This window comes from Nocardia bovistercoris (genome assembly GCF_015674855.1).
In the GTDB taxonomy this organism is placed as follows: Bacteria; Actinomycetota; Actinomycetes; order Mycobacteriales; family Mycobacteriaceae; genus Nocardia; species Nocardia bovistercoris.
This window is the reverse complement of record NZ_JADMLG010000001.1, coordinates 589,455-611,092: the sequence shown is the minus strand read 5'-3', so window position 1 is coordinate 611,092 and position 21,638 is coordinate 589,455. Positions and strand designations below refer to the sequence as shown.

Here is a 21,638-nt window from a genome sequence, read left to right as displayed (position 1 = left end):
TCACTCCAGTTGCGTTCCGACGATTCGATTCACCCGCACGGCGCCCAGTCGGGAGTGCGTCGAACGGTGTTGCCCGGTGGTCTGCGCGTGGTCACCGAACATGTCCCCGGTGTCCGGTCGGCTTCGGTCGGGGTGTGGGTCGGCGTCGGCTCGCGCGACGAGGGCCCGACGGTGGCGGGCGCCGCGCACTTCCTGGAGCACCTGCTGTTCAAGGCCACCCCGACCAGGTCGGCACTCGATATCGCGCAGGCGATGGACGCGGTCGGCGGTGAGCTGAACGCCTTCACCGCCAAGGAACAGACCTGCTACTACGCCCACGTCCTCGACGAGGATCTGCCGCTTGCGGTGGACATGGTCACCGACGTGGTGCTGAACGGCCTGTGCCGCGCGCAGGACGTCGACATCGAACGCCAAGTGGTGCTCGAGGAGATCGCGATGCGCGACGACGACCCCGAGGACATCGTCGGCGACGCCTTCCTCACCGCGCTGTTCGGCGAACACCCGATCGGGCGCCCGGTCATCGGTTCCATCGAATCCATCGAATCCATGCAGGCCACCCAGCTGCGTTCCTTCCATCAGCGGCGGTACCGCCCGGACCGGATGGTGGTGGCGGTGGCGGGCAATGTCGAGCACGATCACACCGTCGAACTGGTGTATCGCGCGTTCGCCGACCGGCTCGATCCCGCCGCCGAACCCGCGGCGCGGCGCGAGGGCCGGTTCCGTCCGCACGGTGCGCCGGAACTGCACTGGAGTCACCGCGACAGCGAACAAGCGCACCTGGCGTTCGGCGTGCGCGCGTTCGGGCGGCACGAGGGCCCGCGCCGCTGGCCGCTTTCGGTGCTCAACACCGTCGTCGGCGGAGGTCTGAGTTCTCGCCTGTTCCAACGTATCCGGGAAGAACGCGGGCTGGCCTACTCGGTCTACTCCAGTGTCGACACCTTCGCCGACACCGGCGCGTTCTCGGTGTACATCGGCTGCCAGCCGGAGAACCTCGGCAAGGTCGCGAGCCTGGCGCGCGGCGTGCTCGAGGAGGTCGCCGCCGACGGCATCACCGATGCCGAATGCGCGCGCGCCAAGGGTTCGCTGCGCGGCGGGCTGGTACTCGGACTCGAGGATTCGGCGTCCCGGATGAACCGCATCGGCCGCAGTGAACTCAGCTACGGCAATCATCGGACGGTGTCGGAGACGCTGGCGCACATCGACGCGGTGACCACCGAACAGGTCACCACGATCGCGCGTAGCCTGCTGTCGCGTCCGTTCGCGGCGTCGGTGACCGGGCCGTACCGGCGGACCAGGGAGTTGCCCGCGGCGGTGCGGAGGTTGGTTCCCGACTGAACTCGTCGCCGCATCGTTTCGGTTTCGCCGCCTCCGCGCGGTCCGGGTTCAGTGGAGGTCGGCTGAGTAAGCGCGGTTGGCGGCGTCGACGATCGACGGTAGGACTCCGGGCAGTGCCGCGTCGAGGTCGGCGGCGCGCAGGCGTTGGCAGGTCTGGCCTTCGACGGTGAGGCGTTCCACGACGCCCGCTTCGCGCAGGATCTTGAAGTGGTGGGTCGCGGTGGATTTGTTGATGACCTCGTAGAGTGCGCCGCAGCGGACGGCGGCGCCCGCGTTGCTCAGTCTGCGGACCATTTCCAGCCGGACCGGATCCTGGAGTGCGGCGAGGACGGTGGGCAGCGGCGCGACCGGTGGCAACTCTTCGTTAGCATCGGTCATGATCTACCTCACTCGGGGGTTTGATGAACGTCAAACCGCTTGTATGGTCGAATCCGGTTCGATCGACATCAAACCTACCTGATCGGAGGAACGACCGCGGCGACTGCGGCAAATAGCGGACGGCCAATGCCGATGTGATCCACGCGGCACGAAGGCGCTGCTACCGTCACGACCCGCTACCATTCGGCATATGGTGTGGGGGTGGGTGCGTGATCGAATGCACCGCGCGGAGACGCCGAATCAAGTTGATCTCACCAAGATCGCGTTGTCGGTCACCGCCGGGGTGGGCGGCGCGGTCGCGCTGGTCGTGGCATACCGCAGGCAGCGAGATCTGGAGCGGGGTCGGTTCGCGGAGCTGTTCGGCGCCGCGGCCAAGCAGTTGGGTGATGCCGATCCCGCTGTCCGATTGGCAGGCGTGTACGCGATGGCCGGTGTGGCGGACGAGTTCTCGGCGCGGGCCCGCCGTCAGCAGTGTGTGGACGTGCTGTGCGGATATCTGCGCCTGCCCTATGACGTGCGGTCCGGCGCGGACCACCTGGTGTCGCGCTCGGAGACCTCCGACGAGTCCGGCATCCAGGTGGCTCGCACATATCAGGTCAGGCACAACGACCGCGAGGTGCGATCGGCGGTGGTCGGCGTGATCGCGAACCATCTGCGGCGATACTCCGAGGTGTCGTGGTCGCGCTGCGCATTCGATTTCACCGGTGCGGTATTCGAGGACGCTGATTTCGAGGCCGTGGAATTCGGTGGACGTCTGACGGATTTCACGCGGGCGCGGTTCGTGGGCGAGCGTGGTACGGACTTCCGCCGCGCGCGGTTCACCGGTGGCCATCTCACCTTTCGCGACGCTGTCTTCGACGGTACATCCGTCTCGTTCGAACGCGCTCGATTCGATTCGGCGCGAACCACTTTCGACGGCGGCGTGGTCTCGGCTCCGGTGTCCTTCGTCGAGACCCGTTTCCGCGGTGCGCGTACCACCTTCATCGGTACCCGCTTCGAGGGCGCGCGGACCTCCTTCACGGACGCTCGATTCGACGGCGCGACGGTCTCGTTCGAACGCGCGGTCTTCGCCGCGGGCCGGATCGGTTTCGAGCGTGCGCGTTTCGCGAACCGGCACATCACCTTCGCCTCCGCCCGTTACCAGGCATCCGCCGTGGATTTCACCGACGCGACACTGGGCGCCCACCGTCGACGGCCCCGCGCGGGCACCGGAGACCTGGATTTCACCGCGGTCGAATTCCACGCGCCCATCGCCTTCACCCGTGCCACCTTCGCGGCCCGACACGCAACCTTCACCCGCGCGGATTTCTTCGGTGACATCTCTTTCGATGGCGTCCGTTTCCATACCGGTGAAACGACCTTCGAGAATCCCACCGCCTGGGTCGGGTTGCGCTTCGACTGGGATGACGGGTCGGCCTCCAAACCTCTCTGCGTGAAACCCGACACCTGGCCGCCCGCGCCGCCTACACCTTCCTGATCCGCCGGAACCCGGAAGCACCATCACACCCGAACGACCCCGCGATCCACAGCCCCGCCCGCGCCGCAAATACACTCGGCTCATGAAGATTCGTGGTGCGGTTCTGGAACGGATCTCGGCGCCGTCCCCTTTCGCGGATTCGACGCCGATCACGATTTGCGACCTTGATCTCGCCTCCCCCGCCCGAGGCGAGTTGCTGGTCCGAATCGAAGCAGCTGGTCTGTGCCATTCGGACCTGTCGGTCGTGGACGGCAATCGGGTTCGACCGGTGCCGATGCTTCTCGGGCACGAAGCGGCGGGCATCGTGGAAGCGACCGGACCGGGCGATACCGACATCACCCCGGGCCAACGCGTGGTGATGACCTTCCTCCCACGCTGCGGAACCTGCGCGGGCTGCGCGAGCGACGGTCGCACCCCCTGCGTACCCGGCAGTGCCGCCAACAACGCGGGTGAACTGCTCAACGGCGGCCGCAGACTCCACCGCGCGGGTGACCCGATCCACCATCACCTGGGTGTCTCCGCCTTCGCGACCCACGCGGTGGTGGACCGCCGCTCGGTGGTCCCCGTACCCGACGACGTGCCACCGGAGGTAGCCGCGGTCCTCGGCTGCGCGGTGCTGACCGGCGGTGGCGCGCTGCTGAATTCCGCCTCGCCGTCCCCTGGCGACCGAGTGGCGGTGGTCGGCTTGGGCGGCGTCGGCATGGCCGCGGTCCTGGTCGCCGTCAGTCTCGGCGCGGAGGTGATCGCCGTGGACACCGTCCCCGAGAAGTTGGCGTTGGCGGCCGACCTCGGCGCGAGCGCGGGTTACGCCCCCGCCGAGGCGGCGGCCCAGCAGATCCGGGCCGAGATCGTGATCGAGGCCGCGGGTAATGTGCGCGCTTTCGAGACAGCGGTCGGCCTGACCGCGCCGGGTGGGGTGACGGTGACCGTCGGCCTCCCCGCCCCGGACGCGATGGCGAGCATCTCCCCGCTCGCGCTGGTCGCGCAGGGCCGCTCCATCGTCGGCAGCTATCTGGGTTCCGCGGTGCCGGAACGCGACATTCCGAAGTACGTGGCCATGTGGCGGGCGGGCCGCCTGCCGGTCGAGCGCTTGGTGTCTTCGCGGATCCGCCTCGAGGACATCAACCGCGGCATGGACGAACTCGCCGCTGGGCACGCACTGCGCCAGGTGGTGCTCTTCGACTGATCCGGTACGGCACGGATCACACCAGGTCGCCTGCCGCGAGTTCGCCGGGCCGGATTAGGCTGGCCTGACATCGGCGATACGAGGAGGTGCGGTGACCATTCGGGTCGGAGTGCTCGGGGCACGCGGGAAAGTCGGTCAGGCGATCTGCGCGGCGGTGCGGGACGCGGCCGATCTGGAGTTGGTCGCGGCCGTCGACAAGGACGACGCGCTCGAGGTCTTCACCGAGTCCGGCACGCAGGTCGTCGTCGATTTCACCCATCCAGACGTGGTGATGGGGAATCTGAAGTTCCTCGTCGAGAACGGTATCCACGCCGTGGTCGGCACCACCGGTTTCGACGCCGCCCGGTTGGACGAGGTGCGCGGGTGGCTCGCGGGCAGCCCGAGCACGGGTGTGTTGATCGCGCCGAATTTCGCGATCGGCGCGGTGCTGCTGATGCGTTTCGCCGAGCAGGCTGCTCGCTTCTTCGAATCGGTCGAGGTGATCGAGTTGCATCACCCGAACAAGGCCGACGCCCCTTCGGGCACCGCCTACCGAACGGCCGGTCTGATCGCGCAGGCGCGTCGCGAGGCCGGAGTCGGTGTCAGCCCCGACGCGACCAGCACCGAACTCGACGGCGCGCGCGGCGCCGCCGTGGACGACGTCCGCGTGCATTCGGTCCGGCTGGCAGGCTTGGTCGCCCACCAGGAGGTGCTGCTCGGCACCCAGGGCGAGACGCTGACCATCCGCCACGACTCCATCGACCGTTCCTCTTTCGCGCCGGGTGTCCTGCTCGGCGTGCGCGAGATCGCGAACCGCCCCGGCTTGACCGTCGGCCTCGACCCGCTGCTGGATCTGTGAACCGAGCACCGACGGGGGACCGCTCGTGACCGAGCGCCCGTTCGAAGGCGACGAGGGACAAGGCGGCGAGGGACAAGGCGACGCCCCCGCCGCGGGTGGTTCCGAGTCGAGCGGCGCGGGCTCGCGCGGCGTGATCGCGCTCATCGGCGCGCTGATTCTGGCTCTGTGCTTCTACTTCTTCCTTCTCGGCCGAATCGCGCTGAGCCTCATCGGTTCCGGCGAGGCGGCAGCGGTCGCCATCGGCATCGGCGTGCTGATCCTGCCCCTGCTCGGCGTATGGATGGTGTGGGCCAGCGTCCGCGCCGTCCTCGACCACCAACGCCTGGCTCGCCGCATCCACGAGGAAGAACTCGAACTCGACATCTCCGACCTGCCACGTCGCCCATCGGGCCGCATCGAACGCGCCGCCGCGGACGCACTCTTCGCCCGCGTTGGCGCGGAATGGGAAGCCGACCCGGACAACTGGCGCACCAGCTACCGCCTGGCCCGCGCCTACGACTACGCGGGCGACCGCCGCCGCGCCCGCGAAACCATGCGTCGCGCGGTCGCCCTCGAGAAACACGAACGCGAGGCCACCCGGTGACGGCCAGGCTCCTGATCATCCACCACACGCCTTCCCCGCACACCCAGGCGATGTTCGAAGCGGTGGTCTCCGGCGCGACCGACCCCGAGATCGATGGCGTCGAAGTGGTACGCCGAGCCGCACTCGCCGTCACCGCGTCCGACGTCCTGCACGCCGACGGCTATCTCCTCGGCACCCCGGCGAACCTCGGATACATGAGCGGCGCCCTCAAACACGCATTCGATGTCGTCTACTACCCCTGCCTCGACTCGACGCGCGGCCGACCGTTCGGTCTCTACCTGCACGGCAACGAGGGCACCGAGGGTGCGGAGCGCGGCGTCACCTCCATCACGACCGGATTGGGGTGGGTCAAAGCATCCGAGTACGTGGTCGTATCGGGCAAGCCGTCCAAGGATGATCTCGAAGCATGCTGGGAACTCGGTGCGACGGTCGCCGCTCAGCTGATGGCGTAGCCGGACGGTCTCAGCCCCGGTACGGCGAATATTGCCGGGCTGAGCGCGGTTTGGTACGTATGAAGGCTGTGGACGCTCGCACTTTGGCCCTGATCGATGACACCGACCGTCTCGTCGAGTATTCGGTCGCCATGGATCGGATGGGGGAACTGTGGCGGGAACGTGTCGAGGGGCGGCGGCCGGACACGTTGTGGCTGCTCGGGCACGAGCCGGTCTTCACCATCGGCCGCCGTACCCCGCGGGCGCATCTGCCGGGGCCCGAGAGCGGGATACCGGTGGTGGAGACCGATCGCGGCGGGCAGCTGACGTATCACGGTCCGGGGCAGTTGGTGGGCTATCTCGTGGTCGGGCTGCGTCGAAACGAAGGTGTGGTCGACTACATCCGTGAGGTCGAGTATCGGATGGTCGCGGCGCTGGAGGCGCTCGGTATCGCCGCCGAACGGCGGGAAACGCCGCCCGGTTCCGAGCTGTTGACGGGGGTGTGGACGCGCGCGACCGGTCGCAAGATCACCTCGATCGGTATGCGGGTGGGGCGCGGGGTCTCCACGCACGGTTTCGCGCTCAATGTCACCGGGGATTTGGGACCGTGGCGAACGGCCGTACCCTGTGGTCTCGCGGATGTGGACATGACCTCGGTCGAGCGGGAGTTGGGCGACCGCATGCCCACCGTGCACGAGGTCGCGGCGACGGTGTCCGCGGCCTTCGAAGCGAACGTTCTCAGTGGGCCGGTCCCGGCTCGCGTCCCGTAGTCCCGGTTCGGTCGTCGGGTGTCGAACCGCAGCCGACTCGTGGACCGAACACCCGCCGGATGCCGACGACGTGTCGCGTACCCCCGATTTCTGGTGTCTCTCCGCGAGGTGGTGCGGATTGTCATACTTCGAGGTGACGTCCACAGGTGGGGACGTGGGTTCGCAGTCGGTCGGAATGGGAGTGGTCGGGTGAGTTGGGGTGTCGGGGGCGAGAGCGCGCCGCGTCGGATCGGGTTGGTCGAGGATCACGAATCCGTGGCGATCGGGCTCGCCGCCATGTTGGCGCCGCAACCGGATCTGGATCTGGCGCTGACCGCGGGGACCGTGCCCGAACTGCTCGCCGCCGCCGACCGCGCGTCGCTCACCGCGGAACTGGATCTGGTTGTGCTCGATCTGCGCCTGGCCGACGGGTCGACGCCGCAGGACAATGTGTGCGCGCTGCGCGAACGCGGTATCGAGGTGCTGGTGTTCACCGGGGCGGACAATGCCTTCCTGGTGCGCTCGGCGGCCAAGGCCGGTGTGCTCGGGGTGGTGCGCAAATCCGAGGACGTGCCGACCGTGGTCGCCGCGGTGCGTCGGGCCGCGTCCGGCGAGCAGGTCGTTACCACGGACTGGGCGGCGGCCATCGACGGCGACCCGCGACTGTCGGATGTGGGTTTGAGCCCACGGCAGGAGGAAGTGCTGACCCTGTACGCGTCGGGGGAGAAGGCTTCGCGAGTGGCGCGGCTGACCGGGCTGTCGGAGCAGACCGTCAACGACTATCTGGGCCGCATCCGCCAGAAGTACGCCGACGCGGGCCGTCCCGCGCCGACCAAGACCGACCTGTACAAGCGGGCGGTCGAAGACGGATGGTTGCCGGTCCCCGAGCGGCGCGGGCGCGGATGACGGTGTCCAGCACGCTGGACGCCCCCGACGAGCGCGCCGCCGCGCGCGAATCCGCACGCCCGCGTCGCCGCGGGATGTCCGAACGGTTCAGGAACGAACCCGCCGCCGACCGCATCCTGCGCAGGCTCGGCCTGACCTTCGGGTTGGCCGGGGTGATCGCCGGGGTGGTCGAGATTCCCGAGATGCTCGATCAGAGCCGGTTCGCGCCCGCGACGTGGAGTGTGACGCTCGCGATACTCGCGTTCGGGCCGTTCGCGGTGATGGCGGCGGTGTCCGTCGGCATGAGCAGGCGGGTCATCCAGGTGGTGGCGGGGGTGGCGGCGACGAGTTACGTGGCCGCGACGGCTTTGGCGCCGCTCGCCTACGGGGAGATGACCGAGCAGACCACCTCGCTGTGGCTGTACCGGGTTTTCTCGCTCGGTGTTCTCGCGGCCGCGCTGGCTTGGCGTCCGCCGCTCGCGATCGCCTATCTGGCGCTCGCCGCAGCCTTGGCGGCGTTGGCCAACCGCGGGGTGCTCGCCGGCGGCGACGCCTGGTCGCTCGCGGGCGATTTCGCGCGCGGCGCGGGTCTGTCGGCGTTGTTCCTGTGGTGCGCGGTGTACGCGCGCGCCGCCGCCGCGCGCGTGGACCGCGAGTCGGCGATCGCGAGTAGTCGCGCCGCCGGTGTGGCGGGGGCCACGGCCAGGGATCGCGAAAGGGCACGTTTCGCCGCGCTCATCCACGACGCGGTGCTGTCCACACTGCTCGACGCCTCGCGCGGGGGCACGGAGTCACCGGTGTTGCGCAGGCAGGCCGAACGCACGCTCGCCCAACTCGACGAGGCGCGCGGCGGCCACGGCGGACCCGACCGGCTCAACGCCCAGTCCGCGATCGGTTTCCTGCGGGCCGCGGTGCACGAGGTCAACCCCGCGGTCGATTTCACGGCGCGGCGCTGGGCGGGCCACGACGATCTGCGGATGCCGGTGCGGGCGGCGAGCAGTGTGGCGGCGGCGCTCACCGAGGCGGTTCGCAACAGCTTGCGGCACGCCACGATGCCCGGGCGCACGGTGCGGCGCGGCGTCACGGTGACGGTCAGCGCGGGCGGAATCCGGGTGATCTTCCGCGACGACGGCGCGGGTTTCGACCTGCGGGAAGTGCCCGCCGACCGGCTCGGCATCTCGGTGAGCATCCTCGGCCGTATGCGGCAGTTGGCGGGTGGTGCGGCGTTCGTGGAGTCCGAGCCGGGGGAGGGCACGACGGTGACATTGGTGTGGGGCAGCAATGGATGAGACCCCGCGCGGGACCGCGACTCCGGATGCCGACCACGCGACCGACGTGCGTGACACGCAGGTCGAGCGCTCCGCCGAATTCGGCCTCGGCGATCTGCTCGGCCTGCGCGGCCGGGCGGCGTGGCTGTTCCTCGTGATCCTCGAAGTGACGATCGGGCTCTTCATGGCCCGCAACTTCGACACCGCCCCTCTGCCCGCGGCGGCGGCCGCTCTGGTGCTGCTCGTCACGGCCGGTGTGCTCGTGGTCGCGGTGCCGGTCGACCCGTTGCCGTGGCCCGCGACGATCGCGGTGGCGGTCGCGGGACCGGTGTCGACGATCCTCACCACCCTCGATGTCGAACAGGACTGGACACGTCCGGTGTGGACGGCCTTCGCCTCGTCCTATGTCCTCGCGGTGCTCGTGTTGCGCGGCAGGCTCGTGGTGGCCTGGCTCGGGGTGGCGGGTATCGCGGTGGTGATCACGGTCCTCGGTTTCGTGGCGGGACTGCGCGGCGGTGTCATCGCCGGGTCGATCGTGCCGGTGGCGACGGTGGCAGGTGTTTCGGTCTGCGTGGCGATCATGCGGCCGACGCAGCGGTCGCTGCGACTGCTGCGGGAGGAGGCCACCCTGCGCGCGGCGGCCGAGGCGACGATGGCCGCCGAGAACACCGAACGCGTCCGGCAACTCGCCCGCCTGGACCGGGTGGCCAGACCGATTCTGGAACGGATCGCCGAGGGGACGGAGCTGACCGCCGTCGAGCGCGAGGAGTGCCGACTGCTCGAGGCGGAACTGCGCGACGGGTTACGCGCGCCGCAATTGGTGAGCGAGGAGTTGAGCAGCGCCGCCCGCGGCGCGCGCTCGCGCGGCGTCGAGGTGGTGCTGCTCGACGACGGCGGATTCGCCGCGGTACCGCGCTGGGTACGCGACCGAGTGGTCGAGGCAGCCACCCGCGAACTCGACGCCGCGAATGCCGGCGCCGTAACCATCCGGGTGCTGCCCGAGGGCAGACGCATACTCGCGACGGTCCTGGCCCACGCCGCCGACCAGGACCGCAGAACCGAGATCGACGTCACCGGAGCGGTTTCGGTCACCACCTGAGCACGATCCCCCAGCCCCAACGGAGCAAGCCCGACAAGCGAAGATTCACCCCCACCTCACCCCCCAAACCAACCCCGGTAACTCGAAGAGTGTCTCCTTCCAAGCCCCACCCCAGCCCACTCGGGAGCGAGCCCGACGAGCGACGGTTCGCGGCCGTCTCGCGTCCCAGCGTTCGAGACGATGCGACGCAGGAGCAAGTATCGAACGCTGGGACGCGAGACTGAGGGGCCGCGAACCCGCGGCGCCGAAGGCGACGCCAATAAACACTGTCGTACCCCCGTGGCATCCTTCGGCTATGCGGAAGATGAGTGCTGCGGAGGCGCGCAGGACGGCGTTGGCGGCGCAGGGGTTCGGCAGGCGGCGTCCGGCCGCGGTCACGAGGCGCACGATCCTCGACACCGTCGCCAGAACTCGCCTGCTGCAACTGGATTCGGTGTCGGCGGTGGTACGCGCCCACTACGCGCCGGTCTTCAGCCGGATCGGCCCCTACGATCGCACCCTGCTCGACGAAGCCGCATGGAGCGACACCGCCCGCCGCCCGCGCGCGCTGGTGGAGTACTGGGCGCACGAGGCCGCGCTGCTGCCGGTGTCGGACTGGCCGCTGATGCGCTGGCGGATGCGGCGCTACCGCAACGGCCGCTGGGCGGGCGTGCGGCGGGTGATGGAGCGCAACCCCACCTTGGGCAAGGACATCCTCGACGTGATCGCCGAAGTGGGGCCCGCCACCGCGGGCGAGGTCGAACGGCATCTGGAACTGGACAAACCGCGGCCGAAGGGTTCCTGGTGGAATCTGAGCGACACCAAGGTCATCTGCGAGCAACTGTTCGCGGCGGGGGAGCTGTCGGTGCCGCGCCGGGTCGCGTTCGCCCGTCATTACGACCTCACCGAGCGGGTCGTTCCGCCGGAGATACTCACCCGCGAGGTGCCGGAGGCCGACGCGGTGCGCGAACTGGTCCGGCGTGCGGCGTCCGCCCACGGCATCGGCACCGAACCGGATCTGCGCGACTATTACCGCCTGCACCGCGCTCAGACGGCCCCGGCCATCGCCGAGCTGGTGGACGCGGGGGAACTCGAAGAGGTCGAGGTGCAGGGCTGGGACCGGCCGGCGTACCTGCACGCCGAGGCCGCCACGCCGCGCCGCGTCACCGGGGCCGCCCTGCTGTGCCCGTTCGATCCGGTGATCTTCTGCAGGCCGCGGCTCGAACGTGTCTTCGATTTCCACTATCGCATCGAGATCTACACGCCCGAGGCCGAGCGGGTGCACGGCTACTACGTGTTCGCCTTCTTGCTCGACGGCGAACTCGTCGGTCGGGTCGACCTGCGCGCGGAACGGCCCGCCGGACGACTGCTGGTTCCCGGCGTCTTCGCCGAACCCGGCCGCGACACCCCGGAAACTGCTGCGGCGCTGCGGGTTTCGCTTCGTGAGATGGCCGACTGGCTGGAATTGGACGATGTGGTCATCGGCGCGCGCGGCAATCTCGCGCCGTTGATGTGAGATGCGCGTGATGTGAGGTGCGCGTGGCGTCAGATATCGCGTTTCGGTCCGCGCATCTGATCTTTGAGCGCACCGGAGACGGCGTTGGACAGCCACGCGTTGAGCGAGACCCCGTTCTGTGAGGCGGCCTCCTCGGCCTTGGCCTTCATCTGCTCGACCAGCCGCAGGGTGACCCGGCTGATATCGCCGGTCATCTCCTCGAACGTGGGGTGTTCCTCGGCGGCGCCGCTCTTGCGCACGTCGACGCTCGCGTCGGCGCCGTCCAGTGAAACGTGCACGGTGCGGTCGCCGAGGGCCGCGCTGACCTCGGCCGCCAGTTCCGACAGTGCGGCGAGCAGTGCGAGCCGGGTTGAGCTCTCCGTGGCGGTGGCAAGGGCGGCGGCGGTGGCCTGTGTCTTCTCGTCGCCGAGGGCGGCGGCCGCGACGAGGTCTTCGCGGATGCGTTCGGTGTATTTGCTCAGATCCATGACACCAGTGTGGCGTCACTTCTGACATCGCGCAACGAGCGATACGGCGTCATGTCGACGGCGAGAAGGGGGTGATCATATGGCATGTCACCCATTCGCCAGTCGTGGATGTCGAGGCCGCCCCCTCGAACGGGTAACCTTGCTGACCATGACGAACGGTGAATCGACGCCAACGGAGCTGCGCGCATCCGGCACGGTAGGTGTCGCGATGGTGACCCCCTTCGGCCCCGACGGCAAGCTCGATGTCGATGCCGGGGTCGCTTTGGCGGCCCGCCTTGTCGATCGCGGCGTCGATCTGCTCGCGATCTCCGGCACCACCGGCGAGTCGCCGACCACCACCGAATCGGAGAAGGCCGATCTGCTGCGCGCCGTCGTGGACGCCGTCGGCGAGCGCGCCACCGTGATCGCGGGCGCGGGCACCTACGACACCGCCCATTCCATCGAACTCGCGCGCAATGCCCAGCGGGCGGGCGCGCACGGCCTGCTCGTGGTGACGCCGTACTACTCGCGGCCGACCCAGGCCGGTCTGATCGCGCATTTCACCGCCGTCGCCGACGCCACCGATCTGCCGGTCACGCTCTACGACATTCCGCCGAGATCGGTGGTGCCGATCGCGCCCGACACCATTCGGGTGCTGGCCGAACACCCGCGCATCGTCGCGGTGAAGGACGCCAAGGGCGACCTGAACGCGGGCGCCGACCTGATCGCGAGCACCGGACTCGCCTTCTACTCCGGTGACGACTGCCTGAATCTGCCCTGGCTTTCGGTCGGGGCGGTCGGATTCATCAGCGTCATCGGACATCTGGCGCCCGAGCGCCTGCGCGAGCTCGTCGACGCGTACCAGGCGGGTGATGTGGTGCGCGCCAGACAGGTAAACGCGAGCCTGATTCCGCTCAACGCGGCGATGGCGGGTCTCGGCGGCGTCGCCATGAGCAAGGGCGGCCTGCGGCTGCTCGGCATGAACGTGGGCGAACCGCGGCTGCCGCAGTTGATGCCGAGCGCCGAGCAGCTCGAGCTGCTCGCCGCCGACCTGCGGGTCGCGGGGGTGCTCGCATGAGCGAACCGCTATCGCGTCGTCCTCGTCGTGGCGCGAGCCGGGCCGCCGGCGCGCCCGCGCCCGCTCCGCCCGCCGCCGAGCGCGCCGCCGCCGTGCGGGCGCGTGCTGCCGAATCTGCTTCCGCCGCACCGGCTTCCGCGCCCGAGACCACCGCGCGTGCGACCACTGTGCCCGGCCGGGGCGCGCCCGAATCCGCTTCGCCCGACACCGCCACACGCGAGACCACCGCGTCGGAGCGGCCGAAGAAGGCCGCGCGTGCCGCCGAGCAGCCGCGTCGCACCGGTCGCGGCGCCCGCCAGAACGGCGCGCGGCGCACCGAGACCCAGGCCCCCGAACCCGTCGTGGCCGCGCAGGACCGGCTCGGCGCGCCGCCCCCGTTGCCCGCCAACGGTTTGCGCGTGTTCGCGCTGGGCGGCATCGGTGAGATCGGCCGCAATATGACGGTCTTCGAATACGGCGGCAAACTGCTGATCGTGGACTGCGGCGTGCTGTTCCCTGAGGATCAGCAGCCCGGCGTCGACCTCATCCTGCCCGATTTCCGGCCCATCGAGGACCGGCTCGACGACATCGTCGCCATCGTGCTCACCCACGGTCACGAGGATCACATCGGCGCGGTGCCCTTCCTGCTGCGCGGCCGTTCCGACATCCCCGTCATCGGCGCCAAGTTCACCCTCGCGCTGGTCGCCGCGAAATGCCGGGAGCACCGGCTGCATCCTCGGCTCACCGAGGTGGTTGAGGGCGAGACCACGATCCACGGTCCGTTCGAATGCGAGTACTTCGCGGTCAACCACTCGATTCCGGACGCCATCGCGGTCGCCATCCGCACGCCCGCGGGCGTCGTGCTGCACACCGGCGACATCAAACTGGACCAGCTGCCGCTGGACGGCAGGCTCACCGACCTGGCCGGTTTCTCCCGGCTCGGCGACGAGGGCGTCGACCTGTTCCTGGTCGACTCCACCAATGCCGAGGTCCCCGGATTCGTCACCCCGGAACGCGAGATCGGCGGCGTGCTGGACACGGTCATCGGCAAGGCCCGCCACCGGGTCATCGTCGCCTCCTTCGCCAGCCACGTGCACCGCATCCAGCAGGTGGTCGACGTGGCCCAGAAGTACGGCCGCCGAGTGTGTTTCATCGGCCGATCCATGGTCCGCAACATGCAGATCGCGCAGGATCTGGGCTATCTGACGGTGCCCGACGGCGTCGTGGTCGACATCGACGTCGCGGCTACCCTGCCCGGCGATCGGCTGGTGCTGATCTCCACCGGATCGCAGGGCGAACCGCTCTCGGCGCTGTCGCGGATGGCGCGCGGCGACCACCGGCAGATCCACATCCGCCCCGACGATCTCGTGGTGCTGGCCTCCTCGCTCATCCCCGGCAACGAGAACTCGGTGTTCGCCGTGGTCAACGGGCTGGCTCGGCTGGGCGCGACGGTCATCACCCAGCAGAACGCCAAGGTGCACGTGTCCGGGCACGCCTCGGCGGGGGAATTGCTCTACCTCTACAACGCGGTGCGCCCGACCAACGCCATGCCGGTGCACGGCGAGTGGCGGCATCTGCGCGCCAATGCCGCGCTGGCCGTCGCGACCGGCGTGCCCGAGGAGCGGGTGGTGCTGGCCGAGGACGGTGTCGTGGTCGACCTGGTCGACGGGATCGCGGGTATCGTCGGTCGGGTGCCGGTCGGCCACGTCTACGTCGACGGCCTTTCGGTCGGTGATGTCGGCGAGTCGACGCTGTCGGATCGGCTCGTGCTCGGCGAGGGCGGTTTCATCTCGATCACCGTCGCCATCGATGAGACCACCGGCAAGGCGGTCAGCACGCCCGAGGTCAGCGGCCGCGGCTTCTCCGACGACCCGAGCGCGCTCACCGCGGCCGCCGAACTGGTCGAGGCGGAACTGCTGCGGCTCGCCAGCGAAGGCGTCACCGAGACCCACCGCATCGCCCAGGGCGTGCGTCGGGTGGTGGGTCGCTGGGTCGCCGACACCTACCGGCGTCGCCCGATGATCGTGCCCACCGTCATCGGAGTCTGATCCGACCGCGACCTCGCGGCGAAGTATCGCCGCGAGGTCGTCTCGGATCGGCCGAGTTCTCAGGGCGAGTGGATCGCACGGTCGCGGGACTGCGGCTTCGTTGCACACCGGCGACATCCCCGATGGTCACGCCCGTGTCGCAGGCTTTCCCGCGGATGAATGGGTGGCGCATCTCGGCCGGCGGGGCCGAGGGCGGGCCAGGCGATGCCTCGAATGCTCCCGGGCGGCGATCAGGAGCCGTTCTCGGGCGGCGGTCTCCGCGCGGAAGGTCTCGCGGAGTCGCCCGGTGCTCGGTGCGGCTGTGGTGCCGATCACATCGTGCACGATGCATTTGGTCTGCCGCGAGGTGTGGTGCATCGGATATGTTCGGCTGGTGAGTATGGCACAGCGCGAACGTCAGGAACTGGTCGGCGCGATGGCCGCGGCGGGGCCCGACGCGCCCACGCTCTGCGGTCGGTGGACGGTGCGAGATCTGGCCGCCCACTTGATCGTTCGTGAGCGTCGCCCCGACGCGTCGGGCGGCATCATGATCAAGGCGTTGGCCGGGCATCTGGAGCGGGTGCAGAACCGGACCGCGGCCAAACCCTTCCCCGAACTGCTCGATCTGGTGCGCACCGGCCCGCCGCTGTGGTCGCCGCTCAAACCGTTCGACGCCGTGGCCAATATGACCGAGATGTTCATCCACCACGAGGACGTGCGTCGCGCCGCTCCCGATTGGGAGCCGCGTGAACTGTCCGCCGAGGACGAGGCCAAGCTGTGGTCGACGCTGCGGCGCATGGGGCGCATGTCCTATCGCAAGGCCGCGGTCGCCGTCGCGTTGGAGACCCCCGACGGTCAGCGCGCGGTGGTGAAGAGCGGGCCGGGTCCCGAGGTCACGTTGATCGGCAAGCCCTCCGAACTCACCTTGCACGCGTTCGGCCGCGACGAGGTCAGGATCGAGACCCGCGGCGACGCCGACGCCGTCCGCACGGTGCTCGAACTCGATCGTTCGGTCTGAGCCCGACGCCGATCCGCCCGGCGTGCCGTGCGCCGCGTGCGGGCGGCCGGGTCGGGTGCGGTGCGCCGACCTGCGAATCCGCGCTGCTGGCCGGTCGCGAGGCGGGTGAGACCTGTGTTGCGGATGGTCCTGACGGTGCGTTTGCGGCTAGCCTGAGTCCATGGCAGGTAAGCCCCGCAGCACCACGACGAACAGTGCGCGGGCGGGATCGACTCGGGGGAGGACCACCGCGGCCCGGTCTCGCTCGGCCACCCCGCGCGCCGGGGGAGCCGCGCGCGGCGCGACCCCGAAGACCGCACAGCCCCCGAAAACGGCGCAGCCCCGGCGTCCCGCGCCCGCGCGCCGCCCGGCGCGCGCCGCGTCGAACACCGCCCCGCTGGCCGTGTTCACCCGCACCGTGAGCGCGGGCTGGACCATGCTGGCGCGGGGCGTCGGCGCCGCAACCCGCACGCTGAGCCGGGCGGGCGATATCGAACACGGCCACCGCCGCGACGGCATCGCGCTCGCGTTGCTCGCGCTCAGCGCGGTGATCGCGGCGGCGGTCTGGCTGTCGGCGGGCGGGCCGATCGGGCACTGGGTCGACGAGGCCATTCGCGCGGTCTCCGGATCCGCCTCGGCCGCCTTGCCGTTCGTGGCGACGGGCATCGCCGTCGTGCTCATGCGCACCGAACCGCGTCCCGAGGTCCGGCCCCGGCTGGTACTCGGCGGACTGCTGGTCGGTTTGCCGATGCTCGGCATCTGGCATCTGGCCGCGGGCGCGCCCGGTGACGCGCACGGGCGTTCGCGCGCGGCCGGTTTCGTCGGATTCGTGGTCGGCGGGCCGCTCGCCGACGGATTCACCGTCTGGCTCGCGGTGCCGATCCTGTTGCTCGCCATCGTGTTCGGCGTGCTGCTGCTGACCGGGACCACCATCCGCGAGGTGCCGCGCAGGCTGCGCGAATACTTCGGAACCGCCGCGGGCGGCGACGAATACCACCCGTTCGACGGCGAACAGCAGACCTTCCAACCCACCGACTACGAAGCGGGCAGCTTGCCCGCAGGCCGCACCCGCGCCCGCAGGCGCGGTCGCACACCGGCCGAGAACTATCCGCCCGACGAATTCGGCGACCCGAACGCCGTCACCGAGGCGCTGGGCGAACCGCCGCTGCGCGATGCCAAGACCATCGCCACCGCGGCCGAATTCGGCGCCGAGCTCGACGGCGTGCCTGCACCCGCCCCGGCTCCCGCACCGCGCAAACGCCCGGCCCCGAAGGTCACCGATCAGACCCCGCCGCCGCCGAAGGAACCGGAATTCGTCGCCGACCGGGTGATCGAGGGCGACTACACGCTGCCGCCGCTGACCTTGCTGACCGAGGGCGATCCGCCCAAGAAACGCAGCGCCGCCAACGAATCGATGATCGAGGCGATCACCGAGGTGCTGGTGCAGTTCAAGATCGACGCCGCGGTCACCGGATTCGTGCGCGGGCCGACGGTGACCCGCTACGAGGTGGAACTCGGCCCCGGCGTGAAGGTCGAGAAGATCACCGCGCTCGCCCGCAATATCGCCTACGCGGTCGCCACCGAGAACGTCCGGCTGCTCGCCCCGATTCCTGGCAAGTCGGCCGTTGGTATCGAGGTGCCCAATTCCGATCGCGAACTGGTGCGCCTGGCCGACGTGCTCAAGGCGCCGTCCACGCGCAACGACCACCATCCGCTGGTGATCGGCCTCGGCAAGAACATCGAGGGCGAGTTCGTCTCCGCCAATCTCGCCAAGATGCCGCATCTGCTCGTTGCGGGTTCCACCGGTTCCGGTAAGTCCAGTTTCGTCAATTCGATGCTGGTCTCGCTGCTGCAACGCGCCACCCCGGAGGAGGTCAGGATGATCCTGATCGACCCGAAGATGGTGGAACTCACACCGTACGAGGGCATTCCGCACCTGATCACGCCCATCATCACCCAGCCGAAGAAGGCGGCATCGGCGCTGGCCTGGCTGGTGGAGGAGATGGAGCAGCGCTATCAGGACATGCAGGCCAACAAGGTTCGCCACATCGACGACTTCAACAAGCGCGTGAAGTCGGGCGCGATCACCGCACCGCTGGGCAGCGAACGGGTGTACCGGCCCTATCCGTACATCCTCGCCATCGTCGACGAGCTCGCCGACCTGATGATGACCGCGCCGCGCGATGTCGAGGAGGCGATCGTCCGCATCACCCAGAAGGCCCGCGCCGCGGGTATCCATCTGGTGCTGGCCACCCAGCGTCCGTCCGTGGACGTGGTGACCGGTCTGATCAAGACGAATGTGCCGTCGCGCCTGGCCTTCGCCACCTCCTCGCTCACCGACTCCCGCGTCATCCTCGACCAGCCGGGTGCGGAGAAGTTGATCGGCATGGGCGACGCGCTGTTCCTGCCGATGGGCGCGGGCAAGCCGACGCGTCTGCAGGGCGCGTTCATCAGCGACGAGGAGATCCACGGGGTCGTCGAGTTCACCAAGAACCAGGCCGAACCCGAATACCGCGACGGCGTCACCGCGGCGAAGGCGGCCGAGAAGAAGGATGTCGACCCCGATATCGGGGAGGATCTCGATGTCTTCCTCCAGGCGGTGGAGTTGGTCGTCACCTCGCAGTTCGGTTCCACTTCGATGTTGCAGCGCAAGCTGCGGGTGGGTTTCGCGAAGGCGGGCCGGTTGATGGATCTCATGGAGACCAGGGGGGTCGTCGGCCCGAGCGAGGGTTCGAAGGCGCGTGACGTATTGATCAAACCGGACGAGTTGGACGAGCTGCTGTGGAGTATCCGCGGTGGCGGCGACGCGACGGAGGGCGAGTCGGACGACGCGTGAGCCGGGTCGTCCGCGGTGTTCCCTCGGCGAGATTCGAACTCGCAACTACCGGTTCCTAGGGCCGGCGCCTCTGCCAATTGGGCCACGAGGGATTGTCCTGCGTCACATATGGGAAAGGGTCACTCCCGGCGTGGAGTGACCCCTGTCTCGGTGCTGGTGACATCGAGATATCAGGGGCCGCTCCGCGAACGCGCGGGGCGAAGTGACACCTCGGTCGATAGTGCGAGGCGGCCGCGCCGGGCGCCGCGGTGCGACAGCTGTCGCTCCCGTTCGGCATTCCCGGCCATCGCCACACCCTTTCGGTATCCGCCTCACAGCGGCGGTCGATTTCGTCGTCCCCGAAACTAACATTTGGATTCGGTACGTGGAACCCATTCTCGCCCAGTGTCTCCTCGTGTTGCCGGTCGGGGGTTGTGGTCGGGTACGCGCTGGGGCACGCACCGCACGGGGTGAGTGCTCCTCGACCTGTGGAATCATCGACAGCAACTGATCCGCAACGGTACAGGAACGGACAAATCGGGCATGATGGCTGTCATGAGCTTCGATCGGACCACCGCATGCAGGTAACCGCACTGATCTGGGTGATCACCGTGGCGGTGATCCTCGGCCTGTTCGTCTTCGACTTCTACGCCCACGTGCGCACCCCGCACGAGCCGACCTTCCGGGAATCGGGATTCTGGTCGGCGGTCTACATCGGCATCGCCCTGCTCTTCGGCGGATTCGTCGCCTGGAAATGGGGCGGAACCTACGCCGGGGAGTACTACGCGGGCTTCGTCACCGAGAAGGCGCTCTCGGTGGACAACCTGTTCGTCTTCCTCATCATCATGTCCACCTTCGCGGTGCCGCGCATCTACCAGCAGAAGGTGCTGCTCATCGGCATCGTGCTCGCGCTGGTCATGCGCGGTGCGTTCATCGCCGTCGGCGCGGCCGCAATCAGCGCCTTCAGCTGGGTGTTCTACCTGTTCGGCCTGTTCCTGATCTACACCGCCGTCAAGCTGCTCAGCGAGAGCGGGCACGAGGTGGAGGCCGAACAGAAACGCGACAGCAAGATCGTCGCGCTGGCCAAACGCGTGCTGCCGACCACCGACGAGTACGACGGCGACAAATTGGTGACCCGCGTCGACGGCCGCCGCGTGCTCACCCCGCTGCTGCTGGCGCTGCTCGCCATCGGTTTCGCGGACCTGCTGTTCGCGCTGGATTCGATCCCGGCCATCTACGGCCTCACCGAACAGCCCTACCTGGTGTTCACCGCCAACGCGTTCGCGCTCATGGGGTTGCGGCAGCTGTACTTCCTCATCGGCGGCCTGCTCGACCGGCTGATCTACCTGTCCTACGGCCTGTCCGCGATCCTGGCGTTCATCGGCGTCAAACTCGTGCTGCACGCGCTGCACGAGAACACGCTGCCGTTCGTCAACGGCGGCGAGCACGTGAGCGTGCCCGAGATCTCCACACCGCTGTCGCTCGGTGTGATTCTCGGCATACTCGTGGTCGCGACCGTCGCCAGCCTGATCAAGACGCGAGGCACGGTGAAGTCGCCGCCCGCGGGCTGACCTGAGCCCGCGAACAGACCGACGGCCCCCGATCATCGCGATCGGGGGCCGTCGGCGTCTCGCGGCGAACTCAGTCGGCCAGCACGCCCATGACCGGCAGCCATTCGACCACCCGGACCGCGTCGATCAATCGCTGCACGGCGAACGGATCCTTGGTCAACAGCTCCCGCAGCGACCCCTCGTCGTCGTACCGGAAGATCAGCAGTGCGCCCGAACCGTCGGGATAGGGACCGCTGGTGAGCAGCGAACCCGCGTCGACCAGGGCGTCGAGCCAGGTGCGGTGATCCGGTCGGTGGGTGTCGCGGTCGGCGGCGGTGGCCTCGGAGTAGGTGTAGTGGACGGCGAAGATCGGCACGGTTGACGGTTTCCTGTCTCAGAGATTCAGCAACATTCGAGTATTGCCGAGGGTGTTCGGCTTCACATAGCTGAGGTCGAGGAATTCGGCGACACCGGTGTCGTAGGACCGGCACATCTCCGCGTATACCTCGGCGGTGACCGGGGTGCCGTCGATCTCGGTGAAACCGTGCCTGCCGAAGAACTCGACCTCGAAGGTGAGCACGAACACCCTGCGCAGTTCCAGCTCCCGTGCCACCGCGACGAGCCGCTCCACGATCAGCCTGCCGACGCCGTGCCCCTTCACGTCCGGATGCACCGCGACGGTGCGGACCTCGCCAAGATCCGCCCACAGCACGTGCAGCGCGCCGCAGCCGACGACCGCGCCGCCCAGCTCGGCCACCCAGAACTCCTGGACCGCCTCGTACAGGGTGACCAGGTTCTTCTCCAGCAGGATCCGGCCCGCGTAGACGTCGACGAGGCGCTTGATATCGGGGATGTCGGAGGTTCGCGCGCGTCGGACCACCGGGTCGAGAGACCGCGCGGCGGGAGCCGCGCCGGGCATGGCGTCGCTGGTCGAACCACCTTGTGGTCCCCGAGAGGTCATGGGGTGCACAGTAGTCGGCCGAGTTACCGATAGTCTGATCGTGTGTCGCACTTCCTGTCGT

20 protein-coding genes and 1 tRNA gene are annotated in these 21,638 nt (G+C 69.0%); 16 read left to right on the top strand and 5 right to left on the bottom strand.

Features of this window, described 5'->3' with window-relative positions; genetic code table 11:
- Positions 1 to 9 precede the first annotated feature (9 nt).
- The gene (locus IT779_RS02790) at positions 10 to 1,335 is read left to right on the top strand and encodes a M16 family metallopeptidase (protein WP_232541426.1); all 1,326 of its coding nucleotides are present in this window, start codon (positions 10 to 12) and stop codon (positions 1,333 to 1,335) included.
- A 48-nt stretch (positions 1,336 to 1,383) separates the two neighbouring features.
- On the opposite strand, the gene IT779_RS02785 is transcribed toward IT779_RS02790, so the two are convergent.
- On the bottom strand, positions 1,384 to 1,713 hold the full coding sequence (locus IT779_RS02785; RefSeq protein WP_196147501.1) for an ArsR/SmtB family transcription factor: 330 nt from the start codon (positions 1,711 to 1,713) through the stop codon (positions 1,384 to 1,386).
- A 190-nt stretch (positions 1,714 to 1,903) separates the two neighbouring features.
- Between IT779_RS02785 and IT779_RS02780 the strand changes: the two genes are divergently transcribed.
- The 10 genes from IT779_RS02780 (at position 1,904) to IT779_RS02735 (ending at position 11,724) form a co-directional block, all read left to right on the top strand.
- On the top strand, positions 1,904 to 3,190 hold the full coding sequence (locus IT779_RS02780; protein ID WP_196147500.1) for a pentapeptide repeat-containing protein: 1,287 nt from the start codon (positions 1,904 to 1,906) through the stop codon (positions 3,188 to 3,190).
- 82 nt (positions 3,191 to 3,272) lie between these two features.
- Positions 3,273 to 4,376 (top strand): alcohol dehydrogenase catalytic domain-containing protein, encoded by a 1,104-nt coding sequence (locus tag IT779_RS02775; protein ID WP_196147499.1) that lies wholly within the window; start codon positions 3,273 to 3,275, stop codon positions 4,374 to 4,376.
- Positions 4,377 to 4,467: 91 nt separating this feature from the next.
- Complete coding sequence (gene dapB, locus IT779_RS02770) at positions 4,468 to 5,214, top strand: 4-hydroxy-tetrahydrodipicolinate reductase (protein WP_196147498.1); 747 nt, start codon at positions 4,468 to 4,470, stop codon at positions 5,212 to 5,214.
- 130 nt (positions 5,215 to 5,344) lie between these two features.
- On the top strand, positions 5,345 to 5,797 hold the full coding sequence (locus IT779_RS02765; RefSeq protein ID WP_196147787.1) for a hypothetical protein: 453 nt from the start codon (positions 5,345 to 5,347) through the stop codon (positions 5,795 to 5,797).
- Complete coding sequence (locus tag IT779_RS02760) at positions 5,794 to 6,249, top strand: flavodoxin family protein (protein ID WP_196147497.1); 456 nt, start codon at positions 5,794 to 5,796, stop codon at positions 6,247 to 6,249. Before IT779_RS02765 ends, IT779_RS02760 begins: the two co-directional genes overlap by 4 nt.
- A gap of 59 nt (positions 6,250 to 6,308) precedes the next feature.
- A complete protein-coding gene (gene lipB, locus IT779_RS02755) occupies positions 6,309 to 6,998 on the top strand; it encodes a lipoyl(octanoyl) transferase LipB (protein WP_196147496.1) in 690 nt (229 codons plus the stop codon).
- A 189-nt stretch (positions 6,999 to 7,187) separates the two neighbouring features.
- On the top strand, positions 7,188 to 7,883 hold the full coding sequence (locus tag IT779_RS02750) for a response regulator transcription factor (protein ID WP_196147495.1): 696 nt from the start codon (positions 7,188 to 7,190) through the stop codon (positions 7,881 to 7,883).
- On the top strand, positions 7,880 to 9,151 hold the full coding sequence (locus IT779_RS02745) for a sensor histidine kinase (RefSeq protein ID WP_196147494.1): 1,272 nt from the start codon (positions 7,880 to 7,882) through the stop codon (positions 9,149 to 9,151). The genes IT779_RS02750 and IT779_RS02745 overlap by 4 nt, the downstream gene beginning before the upstream one ends.
- On the top strand, positions 9,144 to 10,229 hold the full coding sequence (locus IT779_RS02740) for a hypothetical protein (protein WP_232541354.1): 1,086 nt from the start codon (positions 9,144 to 9,146) through the stop codon (positions 10,227 to 10,229). The genes IT779_RS02745 and IT779_RS02740 overlap by 8 nt, the downstream gene beginning before the upstream one ends.
- A gap of 295 nt (positions 10,230 to 10,524) precedes the next feature.
- Complete coding sequence (locus tag IT779_RS02735; protein WP_196147493.1) at positions 10,525 to 11,724, top strand: winged helix-turn-helix domain-containing protein; 1,200 nt, start codon at positions 10,525 to 10,527, stop codon at positions 11,722 to 11,724.
- A gap of 29 nt (positions 11,725 to 11,753) precedes the next feature.
- Here the strand turns inward: IT779_RS02735 and IT779_RS02730 are convergent, their stop codons facing one another.
- Positions 11,754 to 12,191 (bottom strand): hypothetical protein, encoded by a 438-nt coding sequence (locus IT779_RS02730; RefSeq protein ID WP_196147492.1) that lies wholly within the window; start codon positions 12,189 to 12,191, stop codon positions 11,754 to 11,756.
- 148 nt (positions 12,192 to 12,339) lie between these two features.
- Here IT779_RS02730 and dapA point away from each other — a divergent pair, with 148 nt between their 5' ends.
- The 4 genes from dapA (at position 12,340) to IT779_RS02710 (ending at position 19,087) form a co-directional block, all read left to right on the top strand.
- On the top strand, positions 12,340 to 13,248 hold the full coding sequence (gene dapA / locus IT779_RS02725) for a 4-hydroxy-tetrahydrodipicolinate synthase (RefSeq protein ID WP_196147491.1): 909 nt from the start codon (positions 12,340 to 12,342) through the stop codon (positions 13,246 to 13,248).
- A complete protein-coding gene (locus IT779_RS02720; protein ID WP_232541353.1) occupies positions 13,245 to 15,275 on the top strand; it encodes a ribonuclease J in 2,031 nt (676 codons plus the stop codon). The genes dapA and IT779_RS02720 overlap by 4 nt, the downstream gene beginning before the upstream one ends.
- Before the next feature lie 373 nt (positions 15,276 to 15,648).
- Positions 15,649 to 16,272: a TIGR03085 family metal-binding protein gene (locus tag IT779_RS02715; RefSeq protein ID WP_196147490.1), complete on the top strand. Its 624-nt coding sequence runs from the start codon at positions 15,649 to 15,651 to the stop codon at positions 16,270 to 16,272.
- 160 nt (positions 16,273 to 16,432) lie between these two features.
- A complete protein-coding gene (locus IT779_RS02710; protein WP_196147489.1) occupies positions 16,433 to 19,087 on the top strand; it encodes a DNA translocase FtsK in 2,655 nt (884 codons plus the stop codon).
- Positions 19,088 to 19,105: 18 nt separating this feature from the next.
- Here the strand turns inward: IT779_RS02710 and IT779_RS02705 are convergent.
- Positions 19,106 to 19,179: transfer RNA gene (locus IT779_RS02705), tRNA-OTHER, on the bottom strand.
- A gap of 465 nt (positions 19,180 to 19,644) precedes the next feature.
- On the opposite strand from IT779_RS02705, the gene IT779_RS02700 reads away from it, so the two are divergent.
- A complete protein-coding gene (locus tag IT779_RS02700) occupies positions 19,645 to 20,637 on the top strand; it encodes a TerC family protein (RefSeq protein ID WP_196147488.1) in 993 nt (330 codons plus the stop codon).
- A gap of 70 nt (positions 20,638 to 20,707) precedes the next feature.
- Here the strand turns inward: IT779_RS02700 and IT779_RS02695 are convergent, their stop codons facing one another.
- Positions 20,708 to 20,992, bottom strand: coding sequence for a YciI family protein (locus tag IT779_RS02695; RefSeq protein ID WP_196147487.1), 285 nt, complete (start codon positions 20,990 to 20,992; stop codon positions 20,708 to 20,710).
- A gap of 18 nt (positions 20,993 to 21,010) precedes the next feature.
- The gene (locus IT779_RS02690; protein WP_196147486.1) at positions 21,011 to 21,577 is read right to left on the bottom strand and encodes an amino-acid N-acetyltransferase; all 567 of its coding nucleotides are present in this window, start codon (positions 21,575 to 21,577) and stop codon (positions 21,011 to 21,013) included.
- Positions 21,578 to 21,638: the final 61 nt, after the last annotated feature.

Coding starts and splice junctions, on each gene's coding strand:
- IT779_RS02785 (WP_196147501.1), bottom strand. CDS start 1,713: ATGACCGATGCTAACGAAGAGTTGCCACCGGTCGCGCCGCTGCCCACC.
- IT779_RS02780 (WP_196147500.1), top strand. CDS start 1,904: ATGGTGTGGGGGTGGGTGCGTGATCGAATGCACCGCGCGGAGACGCCG.
- IT779_RS02775 (WP_196147499.1), top strand. CDS start 3,273: ATGAAGATTCGTGGTGCGGTTCTGGAACGGATCTCGGCGCCGTCCCCT.
- lipB (WP_196147496.1), top strand. CDS start 6,309: ATGAAGGCTGTGGACGCTCGCACTTTGGCCCTGATCGATGACACCGAC.
- IT779_RS02745 (WP_196147494.1), top strand. CDS start 7,880: ATGACGGTGTCCAGCACGCTGGACGCCCCCGACGAGCGCGCCGCCGCG.
- IT779_RS02740 (WP_232541354.1), top strand. CDS start 9,144: ATGGATGAGACCCCGCGCGGGACCGCGACTCCGGATGCCGACCACGCG.
- IT779_RS02735 (WP_196147493.1), top strand. CDS start 10,525: ATGCGGAAGATGAGTGCTGCGGAGGCGCGCAGGACGGCGTTGGCGGCG.
- IT779_RS02730 (WP_196147492.1), bottom strand. CDS start 12,191: ATGGATCTGAGCAAATACACCGAACGCATCCGCGAAGACCTCGTCGCG.
- dapA (WP_196147491.1), top strand. CDS start 12,340: ATGACGAACGGTGAATCGACGCCAACGGAGCTGCGCGCATCCGGCACG.
- IT779_RS02720 (WP_232541353.1), top strand. CDS start 13,245: ATGAGCGAACCGCTATCGCGTCGTCCTCGTCGTGGCGCGAGCCGGGCC.
- IT779_RS02710 (WP_196147489.1), top strand. CDS start 16,433: ATGGCAGGTAAGCCCCGCAGCACCACGACGAACAGTGCGCGGGCGGGA.
- IT779_RS02700 (WP_196147488.1), top strand. CDS start 19,645: ATGCAGGTAACCGCACTGATCTGGGTGATCACCGTGGCGGTGATCCTC.
- IT779_RS02690 (WP_196147486.1), bottom strand. CDS start 21,577: ATGACCTCTCGGGGACCACAAGGTGGTTCGACCAGCGACGCCATGCCC.